The organism is Streptococcus sp. Marseille-Q5112 (assembly GCF_916700555.1).
GTDB lineage: Bacteria > Bacillota > Bacilli > Lactobacillales > Streptococcaceae > Streptococcus > Streptococcus symci.
This window is the reverse complement of sequence record NZ_CAKAKP010000001.1, coordinates 21,911-40,252: the sequence shown is the minus strand read 5'-3', so window position 1 is coordinate 40,252 and position 18,342 is coordinate 21,911. Positions and strand designations below refer to the sequence as shown.

Here is an 18,342-nt window from a genome sequence, read left to right as displayed (position 1 = left end):
GAAATCTTTCTTTAGTCTTCCTCTACCTTCACTTTATCAGCTAAAAATTCAAATCCTTCCGGAATCAGACTTTCTTCTGCTTCTTTTTCAGTTTGAGAAGATTTGGCTTTGGCTGAAAAGGCTGCGCGAACTTCTTTCCATTCCTCCATGGAAATAGCTAAAATCTCGGGTGAAAAACCTGCTGCCTGACTGAGGATGTTACCAAACATGGTGTTGAGATTATCTCGTTTCATGGTTTGACCAGCATTGAAGTTAGATTCAAAAGCAAGAATAGCATGGTGTTCATTGGCCGCAACTGGTTGAGAACCAACTAGCAGAGCCTTATCAGGACCTCCTAGACTTTCAATCACCTCTCCCCAGGCATTCTGCAAGCGAATCAGATTTTGACGTGCTAAATCAGGATTTTCGACGGCCTCTTGTAAGATAGATTGTACTTTATTGCGATCCACACGATAGACTGTTTTGCCTGCTGTTGGACGAGTAGGTACTGGACTGGTTGGCTTAGCTACAGTTCCCACATTGGCGAGTTCATGTTTGAGACGGGCAACTTCCTGTCTCAATGCAGAAATTTCATGTTCAACTGCCCCAGAAAGAACTGGTTCAGGCTTAATCTCTGCCAAACGGATAGTCATCATCTCAGCATAAATCTTGGGCTGCAAACTAGACTTAATATCTGCTAAACTGACTGTCGCCAAGCGAATCATTTCAAACAGATTTTCTTGAGGAAGTGCCAAATTCTCTACAAAGACTGGACTATGATGAGTGTTTTCTCCACCTGTTTGAACAATTAACAAGTCTCTTAAATAGTGCAAAAGATCCGTCACAAAACGAGTCATGCTCTTACCATTGTCAAAAAGAAGATTCAAGCATGCTAGGGCCTTGGTAACATCCTGTTGAGACAAGGCAGCCACATAATCATCCAAGGCTGATAGACTAATGGTACCAGTAATTTCTTCAGAGATGGCAGTCGTCAACTCGTTTCCCTGTGTCAAACTCAGGGCTTGATCTAAAATAGACAAGGCGTCTCGCATCCCACCTTCAGCGCGTCTGGCAATGATTTCCACAGCCTCTGGTTCAGAACTGATATTTTCTTTTTCTAAAATATAGTGGATATGTTCCTTAATATCCTGTGTCTTAATCGATTTAAACTCAAAACGTTGCACACGGGATAGAATAGTCGCAGGTATCTTGTGCAATTCAGTAGTAGCCAAAATAAAGACCACATTCTGTGTTGGCTCTTCCAGCGTTTTTAGAAGAGCATTAAAAGCCCCTGTAGACAGCATGTGCACCTCGTCTATGATATAAACCTTATAACGGGCAAGACTAGGGGCATAGGTAGATTTATCACGAATTTCACGGATTTCATCGATTCCATTATTAGAGGCCGCATCCATTTCGATGACATCTTCTAAACTACCATCCGTCACTGCCTGACAAATATAGCAGTTATTACATGGTTCACCACCCACTTGATTGGGACAGTTCATAGCCTTGGCAAAGATCTTAGCCACACTGGTTTTTCCCGTTCCCCGTGGACCAGAAAAAAGATAAGCATGACTTATTTTCTCTTGCTCTACAGCTTGTTTAAGAGTCTTAGCCACAACTTCCTGTCCAACCAACTGGGAGAAATTTTGACTTCTATATTTTCGATAAAGTGCTTGATACATTAGGCTTTCTCCCCAAACATTGTAAAGTCCCATTCTGTCTTTTCAAGCAAAATAGCGACAAATTGTTCCAAATAATCTCGATCCATAGCATCATAATCATCAATCTCTGAAGAATCCAGATCCAGAACTCCAAGTAATTGAGCATTCTTCATCATTGGCACAACAATTTCACTTTTAGCTCGACTATCACAAGAAATATAGTTAGGATAAGTTGTTACATCACCAACCAGAACAGTTTCCTGAAAGTGAGCCGCCTCACCACAAACACCCTTGCCTAGCGCAATACGGATGCAGGAAACACCACCTTGGAAGGGACCTAAAACCAATTCCTTTCCATCGAACAGATAAAAGCCTGCAAATACGGTATTAGGAAAGCGTGATTTTAGAAGAGCACTGGCATTGGAAAGATTAGCCAAAACATTAGTTTCACCATCCAATAAAAAAGAGAGCTCTTCATTTAACATTTGATAACGTGATTGTTTTTCTGATTCTAACATAGAACTATTATATCAAAAAAGGCTTACAGACAAAAGAAAAATCCCTTGTTTAGTAAACAAAGGATTTTGTGAATTTTCAATTTGATTAAAGTTCGATATCACCGAACAAGTCAGCCATTGAGAATCCTGTTTGTGTTTCTGGAAGTTCGAAATCACGTTTTTCTTGACGTTTTGGACGACGTGGACGAGCAGCACGTTTTTCTTCTTTTTGTCCTTCTTCTTGAGCTGGACGCTCTTCAAGAGCTTTGATAGAAAGTGATACGCGCTCTGCATCTGCGTTAACTTCAAGAACTTTAACTTTAACTTCTTGACCAACTTTAAGAGCTTCTTTTGGATTTTCAATACGTTTGTGTGAAATTTGTGATACGTGAACAAGTCCATCGATACCTGGCAACACTTCAACAAATGCACCGAAGTCAGTCAAACGTTTAACTGTTCCTTCTACTACATCACCTTTAGCCAATTTTTGCTCAACGCCATCCCATGGTCCAGGTGTTGTTGCTTTAAGTGAAAGTGATACACGTCCTTCTTCTTCGTTAAGATCAAGGATTTTCACTTCAATTTCTTCACCAACTGTTACAACTGATTTTGGTGATACGTTACGTTCGTGTGACAATTCAGTCAAGTGAACCAATCCGTCAACACCACCAAGGTCGATGAAAGCACCGAAGCTTGTGATACGTGCAACTTTACCAGTTACAACATCACCAACAGCCAATTTACCGAATACTTCAGCGCGAGCTGCTGCAGTAGCTGCTTCAACAACTTCACGACGTGAAAGGATGAAGCGGTTTTCTTTAGCGTCAACTTCTTTGATTTTAGCATCAAATTCTTGACCTACAAAACGCTCAGTGTTACGTACGAAACGAGTATCCAACATTGAAGCTGGGATAAATCCACGAACACCTTCAAATTCTACTGAAAGTCCACCTTTAACGGCACGAGTGCCTTTAACAGTAACAACTTCTTCTTCGCGACCAACAAGTTTGTCCCATGCTTTGCGAGCTTCAAGGCGTTTTTTAGATACAAGGTATGTAACTGTATCAGTATCTTTACCAACTACTTGACGAAGTACAAGAACATCCAATACTTCTCCTACTTTAACAAAGTCATTGATATCTGCATCGCGATCGTTTGTCAATTCGCGAAGAGTCAAGACACCTTCAACACCAGTTCCAGAGATTGCAACGTTAGCTTGAGTCGCATCAACTGTCAATACTTCAGCACTAACAACATCACCAGTCTCAACTTGGCTAACGCTATTTAGCAAATCTTCAAATTCGTTCATCTAAAAAATCCTCCAACAATCAAGTTTTTTCTTAAACTTGACATACTTATAATTTTTTTCCTAAGCACCCGCAAGAACAAGTTCATATCGTTCACGTCTTTCAATTATAAAAATAAAATACCCTAAGATATTTTGCTTTTTATCTTGATCATTACCTAAGAACTGGGGTAGCTGGATTCGAACCAACGCATGAGGGAGTCAAAGTCCCTTGCCTTACCGCTTGGCTATACCCCATTGATGAAATGGAGAGAGAGGGATTCGAACCCCCGAACCCGAAGGAGCGGATTTACAGTCCGCCGCGTTTAGCCTCTTCGCTATCTCTCCTACAATCAACATGGACTATTATATCATGAAAATTTCAAAAAAACAAGACTTATTTTGCTAAATTATAATTTTCAATCAAAATTTCCACAGCTTTTTCCAATTTTTTATAAAAACTATCGACATTCCCATTCTTTATGATGGCAAATTGTCCATCTAATTCGGCAATTTCTCCGATAACTTTTTTACCAATGGTTAACGTATAACCTTCAAAACTGTCTTTTCCTACCTTAACTTTTGCATCTGCTACCTGAATTTCGATTTTTTTATCTTTCTTACTCATTTCATACCTCTCTTCACTTTTTCTATTTTACAAGAAAATCCTAAAACTAGCAAGAAAAAACTCTATATCAGGCTTGTCTGATATAGAGTTTTCCGCTTTATTTAATATGCTTTTCTAGTTCTTTTTGGTACTTACCATTTGATTCCAATTTTTCTTTTTGCCATTTTTTCAGTGCTTCTTCATATTCTTTTGTTGTAACAATATCTTTTTGCAATTTCATTCCTTTAAAGATATATGGGTCACCTTTAATACCAACTTGTGAGTATGGTTTTGAGAATGGCACGACATTACTTACAACTGGAGAACCACCAGATGAGGCTGTAGGCATCAATAATGAACTATCTGTCAACCAAGCTTGAGCCTTGGCATATTTTTCATAGCGTTCTTCAAGATTCGTAGTTTCTGAATCGGCATCATCCAATAATTTCTTATACTGGTCCAAACCAAGTTTCGCTACAACATCCTTATCTTTCCCTTTAGTAATACCAAGGTGTTTCATAGCAGAACCTGATTTAGGATCCATGATATTCAAGTAAGATGCTGGGTCTTGATAGCTTGGAGCCCATCCTGTACTGTTCAAATCATAATCTTTTTGAGAAGGAACACGCGCTTGAGAAGTGATTGTTTCCTTTTCATTATCTGTCATTTGAAGAACGTCGATGACAACATTTTCAGCACCAAGAGTTGATTCGATAGACTGTTTGAAAGAGTTGCTTTGTTGAACAGCGATGGTATCTGTTTGTTCAACTGGGACATCCAAGTGAATTGGGAATGTTACCCCTTTAGATTCCAAGTCTTTCTTAGCTTTTTCGAATGCAGCTTTAGCCTTGTCAGGGTTGTAGATAGAATCCTTACCGTCAACTAGCTCAACACCTTTCCACTGGTCACCATAGTTCACCAACTCTGCTTGAGCGATTTGACCAAAGTTTTTACCACCTGCTTGTACAAAGTTATCTGGAACGAGACTGTTACGAATAATCTTGTCCGCACCGTCTTCACCATTTAGCTGGGCAGCATAAGAATGGCGGTTGAAGGCAAAGTTGATAGCCTGACGGAAGTCCTTATTAAGCATAGCTTCTTTAGTAGAAGTCTTTTGCTCTTCACTTGTTTTCGCAGTTTTATTATATGACTGACGATTTACGTTAAAGGTGAAGTAATAGCTACTTGAGTCCTGTGGGCTATAAGTGATTTTATCTCCGTATTGTTCCAAAGTTGAAGCAAAGTTTGAGCTACTTGGGAAGAGACGGGCTGTCGTATAGGCACCTGAAGAGAAGCTACGAATCAACGATTCCTGATCAGAACCATCGTAGTAGGTCAATTTGATCTTCTCGATTTTTACCTTTTCTTTATCCCAGTAGTTTGGATTTTTCTCGTATTCGATCAACGATTTAGAAGTCAAGGTCTTCAAGATATAAGGACCATTGTAAAGAATCCCTGCTGGAGTAACTGCTCCATAATCTTTACCTGATGCCTTCAAAAACTCTTCATTTACAGGCAACATCGTTGCTGTGGTGACTTTAGAGTTCCAGAAACTTTCTGGTTTATTTAGGGTATATTCAACTGTATAATCGTCCAAGGCCTTAACACCAACTGTAGAGAAATCATTGGTCTCACCAGTCATGTAGGCATCCAATCCCTTGATTGAATTTTGGATGAGAGAAACACCGTCTGACTTGCCGTCAGCTACGTGTTTTAGTCCTGTCACAAAGTCATGGGCTGTTACTTCTGCGTATTCTTCACCTTCTGATGTGTACCATTTAACTCCTTTACGAAGTTTATAGGTATAAGTCAAACCATCTTTTGAGACAGACCAATCTTCAGCCAAGGAAGGAATAACATTCCCGTACTGGTCGTTTTCCATCAAGCCATCAACCACGTTCCCGATGACATCTGTTGTAGATGTACGAGTCGCTACACTATAATCCAAAGATGCCGGATCTACTGCATAGACATATGAAAATGTTGTCGGTGCATCTGCTTCTTTATCAGCTTTTCCACAAGCCGCTAATAGAGCTGTTGTGCTCAGGACTACTCCTGCTGTTAAGAGCCACTTTTTCGATTTCATAAAAAATCTCCTTTAGTTTATTTTAATCTACTTTTACAATCCAACCTTCTGGCGCTTCAATATCGCCAAACTGAATTCCTGTCAACTCATCATAGAGTTTACGAGTCATAGGGCCTACTTCTGTTTCACTATAGAAAACATGGAAATCATCACCGTGCTGAATTCCACCAATTGGAGAAATAACTGCTGCTGTACCACAGGCACCTGCCTCTACAAAACGATCCAGGTTATCAATCGGGACATCACCCTCAATAGGAGTCAAGCCCAAGCGATGTTCTGCCAAATAAAGCAAAGAGTACTTGGTAATAGATGGCAAGATAGATGGACTCAATGGTGTTACAAATTCATTATTAGCTGTAATTCCAAAGAAGTTAGCTGATCCGACTTCTTCAATCTTTGTATGAGTTGATGGGTCTAGATAGATAACATCTGAGAAATGACGTGACTTGGCCAATTTTCCTGGCAAGAGACTGGCAGCATAGTTCCCACCAACCTTAGCTGCACCTGTACCATTTGGCGCTGCACGATCGTATTCATCCTGAATCAAGAAGTTGGTTGGAACCAATCCACCCTTAAAGTAATTTCCAACTGGCATAGCAAAGATGGTGAAAATGTACTCTTCTGCCGGTTTTACCCCAATAATATCTCCGACACCAATCAAAAGAGGGCGAAGATAAAGGGTTCCACCTGTTCCGTATGGAGGAACATATTCTTCATTCGCACGAACAACCGCCTTACAAGCTTCTACAAACATTTCTGTCGGAACTTGTGGCATCAAGAGACGATCACAAGTACGTTGCAGGCGTTTAGCATTTTCATCAGGACGGAAAAGTTGAATACTGCCATCCTTAGTACGGTAAGCTTTCAAACCTTCAAAGGCTTGTTGACCATAGTGAAGACTTGGAGAAGACTCTGAAATATGCAAGGTTGCATCTTCTGTAAGTTCTCCTTGATTCCATTGTCCATTTTTAAAATGAGCAATATAGCGATAAGGCAATTTCATATAGGAAAAACCGAGATTTTCCCAATCAATCGTTACTGTCATATTCCACTCCTTATTCTAAAAACCTATTTCTTTTATTCTACACTATTTTTCTAAAATAGCAAGTATATTTTGTAATTTTCAGAAAATTTCTTCAATAAAAAGAACCAGCTCTGAGAACTGATTCTTCATTTCACTTATTTAGCTTCAGTAAATACTTCTTTAAGATAAGCATCAAAAACTTCTTCATCTGAAATGGTGTCTGAAATAAAGCTTCCATTGCTAGTACGTTCTGACAGGTTCAAGTCTTGTAATCGGCTTTCATAGATTGTTCCTTTGTTTGATTGAACAAGCAGAGTTTGGTCGTTCTCTTCCACATCTGTACTGAAGAGATCACCAATAAAGCCTTGTTCTGCAACCGCTCCTGCCAAGAAGACACGATGCGGTTTGTTTTTCAACTCACGCAAGACTTGTAAGCCACGTTTGGCACGACTTGTTGCCGGAATTTCGTCAATAGAAACACGTTTCAAACTTCCACGTTGGGTCAAGAGGTAGAAGGATGAGGTGTTACAGATAAAGGCGGATTGGAGGACATCATCTGCTTTCAGGTTCATAGCTTTGACACCTGCAGCCTTAGCACCGACAACTGGTACCTCTTCGATATTGAAACGAAGGGCATAACCATTTTGGCTAATCAAGAGAACATCATCCAGTTTAATCGGAGCCACTGCTACAATCTGGTCTGTCTCGTCTTTGAGCTTAGCATACTTGACAGACTTAGATTTATAGGTCCGCCATGGAGAGAATTCTTTGCGTTCTACACGCTTGATTTGACCGAAACGAGTCGCCGCAAAGTAGGTTGTCGCATCTTCAAACTGGTCCACGACTTCCACATAAAGGATTTCTTCGTTAGTTTCAAAGTTTGTAATGGTTTGGCTCAAGTGCTCTCCGATGTCCTTCCAACGAATGTCTGCCAATTCATGGATTGGTCGATAAATGACATTTCCAAGCGTCGTGAACATCAAGAGATGCTGGGTTGTCTTGGCAGATTGAACAAAAATCAAACGATCGTCATCACGTTTGCCAATTTCTTCCAGCGTTGAAGCCGCAAAGGAACGTGGACTAGTACGCTTGATGTAACCTGCCTTGGTCACGCTGACGTAGGTATCTTCCTCGGCGATAAGACTGGCTGTATCAATCTCAATTGCTTTCGCAGTGTCTTCTAAGCTACTCAAACGCGGAGTCGCAAACTTCTTCTTAACCTCACGAAGTTCTTTCTTCATGAGATTGTACATAGTCCGCTCATCACCGATAATAGCCGCAAGCATGGCAATCTTCTCACGAAGTTCTGCTTCTTCTTCTTGCAAGATAACCACATCGGTATTAGTCAAACGGTATAGTTGCAAGGTTACGATAGCCTCAGCCTGCTCCTCTGTAAAATCATAGCTAACTTTGAGGTTTTCCTTGGCGTCCGCCTTATTCTCAGAAGCACGGATAAGCGCAATGACTTCGTCCAAAATCGAAATCACATGAATCAAACCTTCGACGATATGGAGTCGTTTTTCAGCCTTTTCCTTATCAAAGCGTGAACGCGCCAAAATCACTTCGCGACGGTGGGCAATATAGCTAGACAAGATTGGAACGATCCCAACCTGACGAGGCGTGAAATTGTCAATCGCCACCATGTTAAAGTTATAGTTGATTTGCAGATCTGTGTACTTAAAGAGATAGTTGAGAACAAGCTCCGTATTGGCATCTTTTTTGAGCTCAATAGCAATTCGAAGACCATCACGGTCAGACTCATCACGAACCTCAGCAATCCCAGCCACCTTGTTATTGACACGAACATCGTCGATTTTCTTAACTAGATTGGCCTTGTTGATTTCATAAGGAATCTCAGTAATAACGATTTGTTCCTTACCACCTTTTAGCTTTTCAATTTCAGTCTTAGAACGAACAACCACGCGCCCTTTCCCAGTTTCATAGGCCTTCTTGATTTCATCACGCCCCTGGATGATTCCTCCAGTCGGGAAGTCTGGTCCAGGCAAGAATTCCATGAGTTTATCCACCTTTGCAGTTGGGTGGTCAATCATGTAAACCGCCGCATCGATGACCTCAGCTAAATTATGGGGAGGAATGTCTGTGGCATAACCGGCCGAAATCCCAGTCGAACCATTGACCAAAAGATTTGGAAAGGCTGCTGGCAAGACTGTCGGCTCTTTCTCCGTATCGTCAAAGTTCCACGCAAAAGGAACGGTCTTCTTCTCGATATCTTGAAGAAGGTAACCAGCAATCTCAGACAAACGAGCCTCCGTATAACGCATAGCCGCAGGCGGATCACCGTCCATAGAACCGTTATTACCGTGCATTTCGACTAGAATCTCACGATTCTTCCAGTCCTGTGACATACGAACCATAGCATCATAGATAGAACTATCACCGTGTGGGTGAAAATTCCCCATGATATTCCCGACAGACTTGGCCGACTTGCGGTAACTCTTATCAAAGGTATTGCCATCCTTATTCATCGAATAAAGAATACGGCGCTGAACCGGCTTCAAGCCATCACGAATATCTGGCAAAGCCCGGTCTTGAATGATGTACTTGGAGTAGCGACCAAAGCGCTCTCCCATAATGTCCTCTAGGGACATGTTTTGAATGTTAGACATATAGGATACAGAGCCCGTAAAATACCAAGTGAAAATAGAAAATTCTTTAAGTAAGCAAGCTCACAAGAGAATTTATCTTTTTCACCTAGCATTTAGGGCGTGTTCAACTCCTTTCAAAGAATGTAGAGTAGTTTTTATACAGTGAAGAGTATTTTACGGGAATTAGTCCCATGTTCAGTTACCGTAAGAAACCAAACAATCCTTTCTGTAGTTTAAAGTTTTGAAAATTTTTATCAGGTTAAAACATTTTAGTTTACTTAAATTTAGCTAGTAGGTACTTGTTCAACTTTTCTTTGTACAAAAAATAAATATATGGAAGGAAGAAATGAAATAACAACGGTCCCAATAAGCAAAGCATTAAATACATTTTGATGTCCATGAAAGACTTCATTCCAATACATAGTATTAAGAAGATGGAAGACTAAACCAATTAAGTAGCAAAAGCTAATAACTATCATCTTCCACCTTAATAGAGAATAGATAGAAGACAATCGAAGAGCATGGTAAATTACTGCTGTAATGAGCATTGGAAAACAAAAAGAGATTAGAAAGAAATAGAATCTTAAAACATCATCAAAAAGCTCTGTGCGATCTATTGAAATAAGCCAAATATTACACAAGGTTATAACAATCGGGAAAAATAATCCATACACCCTTTTATTTAACTTATTTCTTTTAAGAGCTAGAAATATAGAAGACACCAATACTAAAATTTGGACTCCTGGGAATCCCATGAAAATAAAGCAAATACATAATCTAGCATACTAGCTTAACCTTTCCTCAGCATACTCAATCATCTTCTCAGCTACTTTCTTATAATAGTCAAAGCCCATCTTTTGAGCAAGGATTTGAGCTTCTCTGTGGAAAAGGTCCATCGTAGCAAACAATGAATGAGTAAGTTTCTCTACACTTGAAAAATCCAGCAGATTTGAGAATTCCTTCTCTTTCTCAGCAGACATATAGTTAAAGAGACACTTGTAGTTCTTGCCAACATCGACCGTTCCCTTATCTGCTGCCACTTGCCAAGCTAAAAGCTTGAGCAATTCTTGTTGGCAGATTCCATAGAGATGGTCCGTCGCATAGATGACTTGATGGCGACAGATTCCTTTAACCACGTAAGCTGACACCCACCAAAATTCATTGCAGGCTTTTTTAAAATCCGTCTCACTAGCTGGATGTATCCAGAAACGCTGAGGACTGGGAGAATAGGATTCAAACAATCCCTTATCATCTACTAAAACTGTGAAGCAAGCCTCGCTATCCACCCACTCGTTGATGTCTTCTTTAGGACAGAGGGTTAGATCAATGCGATTACCATCTTCAAAAAGCATGAGATAAAGACGGCGATGTCCCAGAGTAACCTCTTGCTCAATGATACGTTTGCCAAACCGGTCCAACCAAGAAAGGTCTCTCGTCAGATTATCTAAATCGTCCACGACATAAACAACATCATAATCTTGAAACTCATCTTTTAGTGCTTTTGTATCAGTTCGTGAACCAGACATGGCGACAGCTTCTACTTGTATATTTTCGGGCACCTGTAAAATCAATCTCAGCATTTGCTCTTGATTTCTGTATTTTCTGCACCTATCTTTAATTAAGTTATTTTTCATAACTGTCTAGCTCCTCTTGTTTCTGAAGGATTCGTATTCTTTTCTTCTCAAGTTCTCCTACTATCAATTGGAAAGTCGAACCAATTCCTAAAACGATTAAAATAAAATAAAGTAAAGTAATATCGTTTCTACGATATGTTTTAAAAATTCTCCATAACACAAATAGATTCACTAACGAAAGGAGGAAAAGTAAACTGGCATTGAAGCGAAGTATTATAGCGAACTTACTCTTAAAATACCTATAATGTTTTCCAATCCTATAGAGGGTATATAGTGAGAAAACAATCATCAAAGGGGTGAAAGCAAGTGCATAAAATAAGATAAACCCTATTCCTGAGTATGGTTTACTTTCCATGGGTAGATCTAATAGACAGATACCAATAGTGAGGATGTTCAATATAAATAAGGATACTGTGCGAGCACACTCTTTTCTACCTTTACTGGTCATTAAGTCATATATAATTCCAAAAATAGCCAAGAGAATGAGGAAAAAAGGTATCATTAATAACGTAATCAATCCTGCACCTCCAATAGTTTTAGCGTTTGTTTCCCTAAAAAAGATAATCATCACCTTTACTTGAACTTTATAACTCCCCTGTCTGGTAAAGGCTGTACCCTTCGTAATAATATGAAGCATCCACACCCTTAAAGAAACGGGCCTGAGTGAGGTCATCCGTCAGATTATCGAGGAGGAGATACTTAAGTTCTCCAGTCTACACTCCACTACGCTTCATGGCATTCAGGTATTCATCCTTATCAATGGCGTTCCAATCTACCACTTTCTCCGCTTCTGACGAAGCATACAATCTAGCCAAATCCGCATGGCACGTCCATTCCCCTCACGGAAAGGATGGCAATATTCATATCCGCGTACTTATCAATCACTTAATCAAAATTGTCATGAGGAAGTTTGTCAGGATACTGTAAGGATTGCTCTAAAAAATACGGGTGGCAAATTGAAAGTTATCCTTTGCACTATTGACATCACGGAATTTTCCAGCGAAATCATAGATGACCGAAAAGAGATAATGGTGAATAGCGGACAGCCCTGAAAAAGTGCCAACTTCCATCTTGAACAAAGCTCCTGTCTGAAAAAGCAGGGTGGCTTGTTTTTTTGTCAGTTTTTCTTCTACATCTGCCAACTGGGCTGAGTTCGTAATGCCTAGTTTATTTTCCCATACCATGTTTGTTCCCATTTCTATTCTTTTAGAAGTTCAAAACTTCGCCTTATGTTACAAAAGCTCGTCTATCTGTGAGGGACTTCTTCAGAAGAAAGCTACTTTTCCTCAGCTACTGCTTCTTGCTTGCTTTTATTTGGTGTCAATTTTTTATAGCGACTACGGATAGCGTTGAGATAGTCACGGAGATCAGCATACTGCGTCTTATCTGGATAAGCATAGGCGTTGATTGCAGTAAAATCCACAAGGAAATCATAGATTTCTTGCAGTTTCGCACGAACTTCCTTATTTTGACTAGGTACCTTTCCTTTTTGCTCAGCCAGGCGCTCCTTATAGGCTTTTTCAAACTGAGCCTACGCCTTTGTTAAGGTTTCTACATGAGTTTTCAAATGCAGGGTTGAAAGGGCAGTTTGGTAGTCAGTATCTTTTAGCTCCTTTAGCAAATGGTTAATAGCTTCTGTCTCTTTTTCGTAGCTCATACTCATTAGCCCAGCATAATTTTTGAAAAGTTTGTTGAGTTTGTTGTAAGCTTCCTTGCTACCTGCCTCTTTGACACGAGAGAAGGCCTTGACCAAGCTAGTCAAGGTAGAAAGCGCATCATCGCGCTCACGATCAGAGGCTTCCAGACTAGCCACCGTTTGACTAGCCTTGAAACGGTGCAAACCAGCTTGCAAGGTCTCAAGAAGTTTTTCCATATCCCCAAGCTTCGTTACATAAACCTGCTCAGACTTATTGGATTTTGTAAAAGCCCCTAACTCGTCCTTACTCTCAGATAGAAGTTGGAAGAATTCGTTGTTTTCTAAATTGCGTACAGTTAAACTTGTGATTCCATATTCTTTTTTCATAAAACTCCTCCTTCTTCATTTGTTTTTTAATCTTTTGCCGCAAAACCGCTCAGAACACATGTAAACGTTCGGGTTTTGCTCTAAAAATTCAAATCACACATGTGTGATTTAGTTTTTTACTCCTAGACAAGAAATTCTTCATGTGGAATTTCTTGTCTAGGGGTGGGGAAGGTAATTCTTAGTATAGGATGAAATCATTTCTTTTTCAATTCATTCAACTTAGATAAATTTTTTCCCATCTCCAGACTGAGAATCACAAACAAGGTTGAAGAATAAATATTATCATACCATTGTTCCAATTCCTCATCATTCATATCGAGATGATATTGCTTATCGTTGTTATGTCTTAACCCTCCTTTGTTATACATCTCAGAAAGATTATCAAAAACAGCAATTTTCTTAGGAATCTGGTTACCTTTCTTATCCGTGTCAGCCCCTTTTGTTTGTAACACTATTTTTAGTTCATTATAAATTCCCTTTAATTCTTTAGGTAGTTTTTCAGGATCATCAAATTTTTTGAGATAAGGCTCCAAATAGCCTGCTAAAGAAAGAAGTATTTCTTTCTTACGCTGAATATTTCCTTTATTTAAAAAATGATTATATTCTAAAACCTTTATCGCATCTTCAATACTCGTTTCAGATACAATCTGAGAAACTTCTGAAGCATAAACATTCTTTTCAACAATGATTCTATTGCCATTATCCAATGTAATCAATTCATGATTTGTTTTATCTAAAGAATACTCTAATCTTTCACATAATTTTTCGTATTGATCCATTAGAGAAGTATGATTTTTAACTTCTGCCCAGATTTCCCTTTCATCATAATTTTCAGGAATATAACCTACATAATCATCTATTTCTTCAAGTCCCTTAGACGTCACATATCTTTCTGCAAATTTATCTTTATTTCTTATTTCTAAATATAAATCTAAAATAAATTCAAAAACAGTATAAAGGCAATCAACACTGGTAAAACGTTGGTAAATGACTGTAAATTTTTCTTCAAATGTAACATGCTGTCCTTTCTTCTCCACTGGATAATACTTTTTATATCCATCAGAAAAAAATTCCTGAAGATTAGTTTTATGATTTTTTATATAGATATCTTCTTGCAGTATTTTTTTTACTATGTCTATTTCTTTCTTAGCATCAAAGCGCATACTTTTAATAAACTCAAAATAATTCTGTCTCGCCATAATATTTCCTATACTATACTAAAACACCGTCGCTTCTTCCAGCGTAAACTTGACATTGTCTTCGATCCACTTACGACGTGGTTCGACCTTATCACCCATGAGGACATTGACGCGGCGTTCTGCGCGAGCCAGATCTTCAATGGTGACACGGATAAGGGTACGCGTTTCTGGGTTCATAGTTGTTTCCCAGAGTTGATCCGCATTCATCTCTCCAAGCCCCTTGTAGCGTTGGAGTGTTGCACCTTTACCGAACTGTTTGCGGAGTTCTTCTAGTTCTCCGTCCGTCCAAGCATAGGCTACTTCTTCTTTCTTGCCTTTCCCTTTGGACATCTTGTAAAGAGGAGGGAGAGCGATATAGACATGACCTGCCTCGACTAGAGGACGCATGTAGCGGTAGAAAAATGTCAAGAGCAAGGTTTGGATATGGGCACCATCGGTGTCCGCATCGGTCATGATAATGATTTTGTCATAGTTGGCATCTTCAATAGAGAAGTCAGCCCCCACACCCGCACCAATGGTATAAATCATGGTATTGATTTCCTCATTTTTGAGGATATCCGCCATCTTGGCCTTGGCTGTATTGATAACCTTACCACGAAGAGGCAAGATAGCTTGGAACTTGCGGTCACGACCTTGCTTGGCAGAACCGCCGGCAGAGTCCCCCTCGACTAGATAGAGTTCATTCTTAGCAGGATTTTTGGACTGGGCTGGGGTCAATTTCCCAGACAACAAGCCCTTATCTTTCTTATTTTTCTTCCCATTTCGGCTCTCATCACGCGCCTTACGTGCTGCTTCACGAGCATCACGTGCCTTGATAGCCTTGCGGATGAGGTTAGAAGCCAATTCCCCATTTTCCATAAGGAAGAAGGTCAACTTATCCGCCACAATGCCATCCACAACGGGACGAGCAAGAGGACTCCCTAGTTTGTCCTTAGTCTGGCCTTCAAACTGAAGGTGTTCTTCAGGAACCAAGATAGAAAGAACAGCCGCTAGTCCCTCACGATAGTCGGAACCTTCAAGGTTTTTATCTTTTTCCTTAAGAAGACCCGTCTTACGCGCATAGTCATTCATGACCTTGGTGATAGCAGACTTGAGTCCTGTCTCATGTGTTCCACCGTCCTTGGTACGAACGTTATTGACAAAGGACAAAATATTATCTGAAAATCCATCATTGTACTGAAGAGCTACTTCCACCTGGAAACCATTATCTTCCCCCTCAAAGTACAGGACCGGTGTCAAGGTTTCCTTGTCTTCGTTTAGATAAGAAACAAAGTCCTGTACCCCATTCTCATAATGGAACTCAATCGCTTCATCTGTACGCTTGTCCGTCAAAGACAAGGTCACATTTTTCAAGAGAAAGGCTGATTCATTAAGACGCTCTGAGATGGTATTGTACTTGAAGTCTGTCGTAGAGAAGATAGTCGCATCAGGCATAAACGTAACCTTTGTACCTGTCTTAGACTTAGGCGCTGTACCGATTTTCTTCAAAGTCGTAACAGGTTTTCCACCATTTTCAAAACGTTGCTTGTAGATTGCACCATCGCGAGTGATTTCAACTTCTAGCCAGCTTGAAAGGGCATTAACAACAGAAGAACCCACCCCGTGGAGACCACCTGATGTTTTGTAGCCACCTTGACCAAATTTCCCTCCGGCGTGAAGAATGGTAAAGATAACCTCAACTGTTGGAATACCCATAGCGTGCATTCCAGTCGGCATTCCACGTCCGTGGTCTTGAACTGTTAAACTTCCATCTTTATTAATGGTCACATCAATACGATCGCCAAATCCAGACAAGGCCTCATCGACAGCATTATCGACGATTTCCCAGACTAGGTGGTGGAGACCAGCACCATCAGTCGATCCAATATACATCCCTGGACGTTTTCGGACCGCATCCAACCCTTCTAGCACCTGAATGGCATCATCATTATAATTGTTAATATTGATTTCCTTTTTTGACACAAGGAACCTCCTATTCATTCATCTTTACTATTCTACAGGTTTTCCAAGGATTTTGCAAAATTTTTCTTTCTCCGCTGTAACAATTTCAGAAGAGATTCTCTGACTTTCTACTCCATTTCATGATATAATAGGAGTATGATTACAATAGTTTTATTAATCCTAGCTTATCTGCTGGGTTCAATTCCGTCTGGTCTCTGGATTGGACAAGTATTCTTTCAAATCAATCTGCGCGAGCATGGTTCTGGTAACACTGGAACGACCAATACCTTCCGCATTTTAGGCAAGAAAGCTGGTATGGCAACCTTTGTGATTGACTTTTTCAAAGGGACCCTAGCAACACTTCTTCCGATTATGTTTCATCTACAAGGCGTTTCGCCTCTCATCTTTGGACTTTTAGCTGTTATTGGCCATACCTTCCCTATCTTTGCAGGATTTAAGGGTGGTAAGGCTGTCGCAACCAGTGCGGGAGTGATTTTCGGATTTGCACCTGTCTTCTGTCTCTACCTAGCAGTTGTTTTCTTTGGAACCCTCTATCTTGGTAGTATGATTTCACTTTCCAGTGTCACAGCATCTATCGCAGCTGTTATCGGGGTTTTACTCTTTCCATTTGTTGGTTTTATCCTGAGCAATTATGACCCTCTCTTCATCGCTATTATCCTGGCTCTTGCTAGCTTGATTATCATTCGCCATAAAGACAATATCACTCGTATCAAAAATAAAACTGAAAATTTGGTCCCTTGGGGATTAAACTTAACCAATCAACATCCTAAAAAATAAAACGCCAGTTCATTCATGAACTGACGTTTTTTTGTATGCTTATTTTGATTTGATATAGTTGATACCATCTGCTTTTGGTGCTACCGCTTTTCCAAAGAAGACTGCCAAGACAAGAATAGTCAAAACATAAGGTGCGATTTGAAGATAAACCGCAGGCACTCCTTGTAAGAATGGCAATTGAGATCCGATAACAGCCAAACTTTGTGAAAGTCCAAAGAAGAGACTAGATAGCATAGCTCCGATTGGATTCCATTTTCCGAAGATCATCGCAGCAAGAGCAATAAATCCAGGTCCAACAATAGTTGTTACCGAGAAGTTAACTGAGATGGATTGAGCATAAATCGCTCCACCAATTCCACCTAGGAAACCTGAAATAATAACTCCAAAATATCTCATCTTGTAGACATTGATTCCCAAGGTATCCGCTGCTTGAGGGTGTTCACCGACAGAGCGAAGACGAAGACCAAAGCGAGTCTTAAAGAGAATAAACCAAGCAAGGAATGAGAAGGCAATCGCCAAATAACCAAGTAAACTAGTTGACTTGAAGAAGATATCACCGATCACTGGGATATTTGCCAAGACTGGGAAATCAAAGCGTCCAAAAGTCTGACTTAGATTGTCGGTTTGTCCTTTGTTATAAAGAACTTTAACCAAGAAAACAGCCAAGGCAGGCGCCATCAAATTCAATACTGTACCGCTGACAACATGGTCTGCACGGAAATGAACCGTCGCTGCTGCGTGGATGATGGAGAAAAGCCCCCCTACCAATCCTGCCACAAGCAAGGATAACCAAGGAGTTGCTGCTCCAAATTGTTCTGCAAATTCAAGGTTAAAGACAACTCCAGAAAAGGCACCCATAACCATAATTCCTTCAAGGCCGACGTTTACGACACCACCACGTTCAGAGAAAACACCACCAATACTTGTAAAGATGAGGGGGGCTGAGTAAATCAGCATAGAAGACACCAAGAGGGTGAGCAAGGTTGTAATAGACAT

General features: G+C 40.1%; 13 protein-coding genes, 2 tRNA genes and 2 pseudogenes. 1 reads left to right on the top strand and 16 read right to left on the bottom strand.

All coding sequences use genetic code 11. The annotated features are described in order from the left end of the window. Window positions 1-11: 11 nt before the first annotated feature. From dnaX to parE, 15 genes and pseudogenes are all read right to left on the bottom strand, one after another. Window positions 12-1,667 carry a DNA polymerase III subunit gamma/tau gene (dnaX, locus tag LG372_RS00230; RefSeq protein ID WP_125415960.1) on the bottom strand — a complete coding sequence of 552 codons (1,656 nt, stop codon included), beginning with the start codon at window positions 1,665-1,667 and terminating at the stop codon, window positions 12-14. After that, window positions 1,667-2,164 carry a GAF domain-containing protein gene (locus tag LG372_RS00225; protein WP_125415962.1) on the bottom strand — a complete coding sequence of 166 codons (498 nt, stop codon included), beginning with the start codon at window positions 2,162-2,164 and terminating at the stop codon, window positions 1,667-1,669. Before LG372_RS00225 ends, dnaX begins: the two co-directional genes overlap by 1 nt. Window positions 2,165-2,249: 85 nt before the next feature. Next, window positions 2,250-3,452: a 30S ribosomal protein S1 gene (gene rpsA, locus LG372_RS00220; protein WP_001001630.1), complete on the bottom strand. Its 1,203-nt coding sequence runs from the start codon at window positions 3,450-3,452 to the stop codon at window positions 2,250-2,252. A 162-nt stretch (window positions 3,453-3,614) separates the two neighbouring features. Then, window positions 3,615-3,686 (bottom strand) — tRNA-Gln (locus LG372_RS00215). A 9-nt stretch (window positions 3,687-3,695) separates the two neighbouring features. Beyond that, window positions 3,696-3,776, bottom strand: a tRNA-Tyr gene (locus LG372_RS00210). Window positions 3,777-3,825: 49 nt separating this feature from the next. Next, window positions 3,826-4,056: a DUF2969 domain-containing protein gene (locus LG372_RS00205; protein ID WP_000037110.1), complete on the bottom strand. Its 231-nt coding sequence runs from the start codon at window positions 4,054-4,056 to the stop codon at window positions 3,826-3,828. Between the two features lie 97 nt (window positions 4,057-4,153). Beyond that, window positions 4,154-6,121 carry a peptide ABC transporter substrate-binding protein gene (locus tag LG372_RS00200; protein ID WP_084930114.1) on the bottom strand — a complete coding sequence of 656 codons (1,968 nt, stop codon included), beginning with the start codon at window positions 6,119-6,121 and terminating at the stop codon, window positions 4,154-4,156. Between the two features lie 22 nt (window positions 6,122-6,143). Then, window positions 6,144-7,166 (bottom strand): branched-chain amino acid aminotransferase, encoded by a 1,023-nt coding sequence (locus LG372_RS00195; RefSeq protein WP_049486803.1) that lies wholly within the window; start codon window positions 7,164-7,166, stop codon window positions 6,144-6,146. A gap of 134 nt (window positions 7,167-7,300) precedes the next feature. Beyond that, window positions 7,301-9,772 carry a DNA topoisomerase IV subunit A gene (gene parC / locus LG372_RS00190; protein WP_225741826.1) on the bottom strand — a complete coding sequence of 824 codons (2,472 nt, stop codon included), beginning with the start codon at window positions 9,770-9,772 and terminating at the stop codon, window positions 7,301-7,303. Window positions 9,773-10,536: 764 nt separating this feature from the next. Further along, on the bottom strand, window positions 10,537-11,385 hold the full coding sequence (locus LG372_RS00185; RefSeq protein ID WP_125385979.1) for an aminoglycoside 6-adenylyltransferase: 849 nt from the start codon (window positions 11,383-11,385) through the stop codon (window positions 10,537-10,539). Further along, window positions 11,375-11,887 carry a hypothetical protein gene (locus LG372_RS00180; RefSeq protein ID WP_042751534.1) on the bottom strand — a complete coding sequence of 171 codons (513 nt, stop codon included), beginning with the start codon at window positions 11,885-11,887 and terminating at the stop codon, window positions 11,375-11,377. The genes LG372_RS00185 and LG372_RS00180 overlap by 11 nt, the downstream gene beginning before the upstream one ends. A gap of 82 nt (window positions 11,888-11,969) precedes the next feature. Then, a pseudogene (fic, locus tag LG372_RS00175) lies at window positions 11,970-12,569 on the bottom strand (protein adenylyltransferase Fic). Window positions 12,570-12,661: 92 nt separating this feature from the next. Further along, window positions 12,662-13,408: pseudogene (locus LG372_RS00170) on the bottom strand (DUF6261 family protein). Between the two features lie 194 nt (window positions 13,409-13,602). After that, window positions 13,603-14,607: a hypothetical protein gene (locus LG372_RS00165; RefSeq protein WP_115904728.1), complete on the bottom strand. Its 1,005-nt coding sequence runs from the start codon at window positions 14,605-14,607 to the stop codon at window positions 13,603-13,605. A gap of 18 nt (window positions 14,608-14,625) precedes the next feature. Next, entirely contained in the window at window positions 14,626-16,569 is a 1,944-nt protein-coding gene (gene parE, locus LG372_RS00160; RefSeq protein ID WP_004261495.1) for a DNA topoisomerase IV subunit B, read from the bottom strand. Between the two features lie 135 nt (window positions 16,570-16,704). Between parE and plsY the strand changes: the two genes are divergently transcribed. After that, a complete protein-coding gene (gene plsY / locus LG372_RS00155) occupies window positions 16,705-17,346 on the top strand; it encodes a glycerol-3-phosphate 1-O-acyltransferase PlsY (RefSeq protein ID WP_225741825.1) in 642 nt (213 codons plus the stop codon). A gap of 39 nt (window positions 17,347-17,385) precedes the next feature. On the opposite strand, the gene LG372_RS00150 is transcribed toward plsY, so the two are convergent. Next, window positions 17,386-18,342 carry an ABC transporter permease gene (locus tag LG372_RS00150; RefSeq protein WP_225741824.1) on the bottom strand — a complete coding sequence of 319 codons (957 nt, stop codon included), beginning with the start codon at window positions 18,340-18,342 and terminating at the stop codon, window positions 17,386-17,388.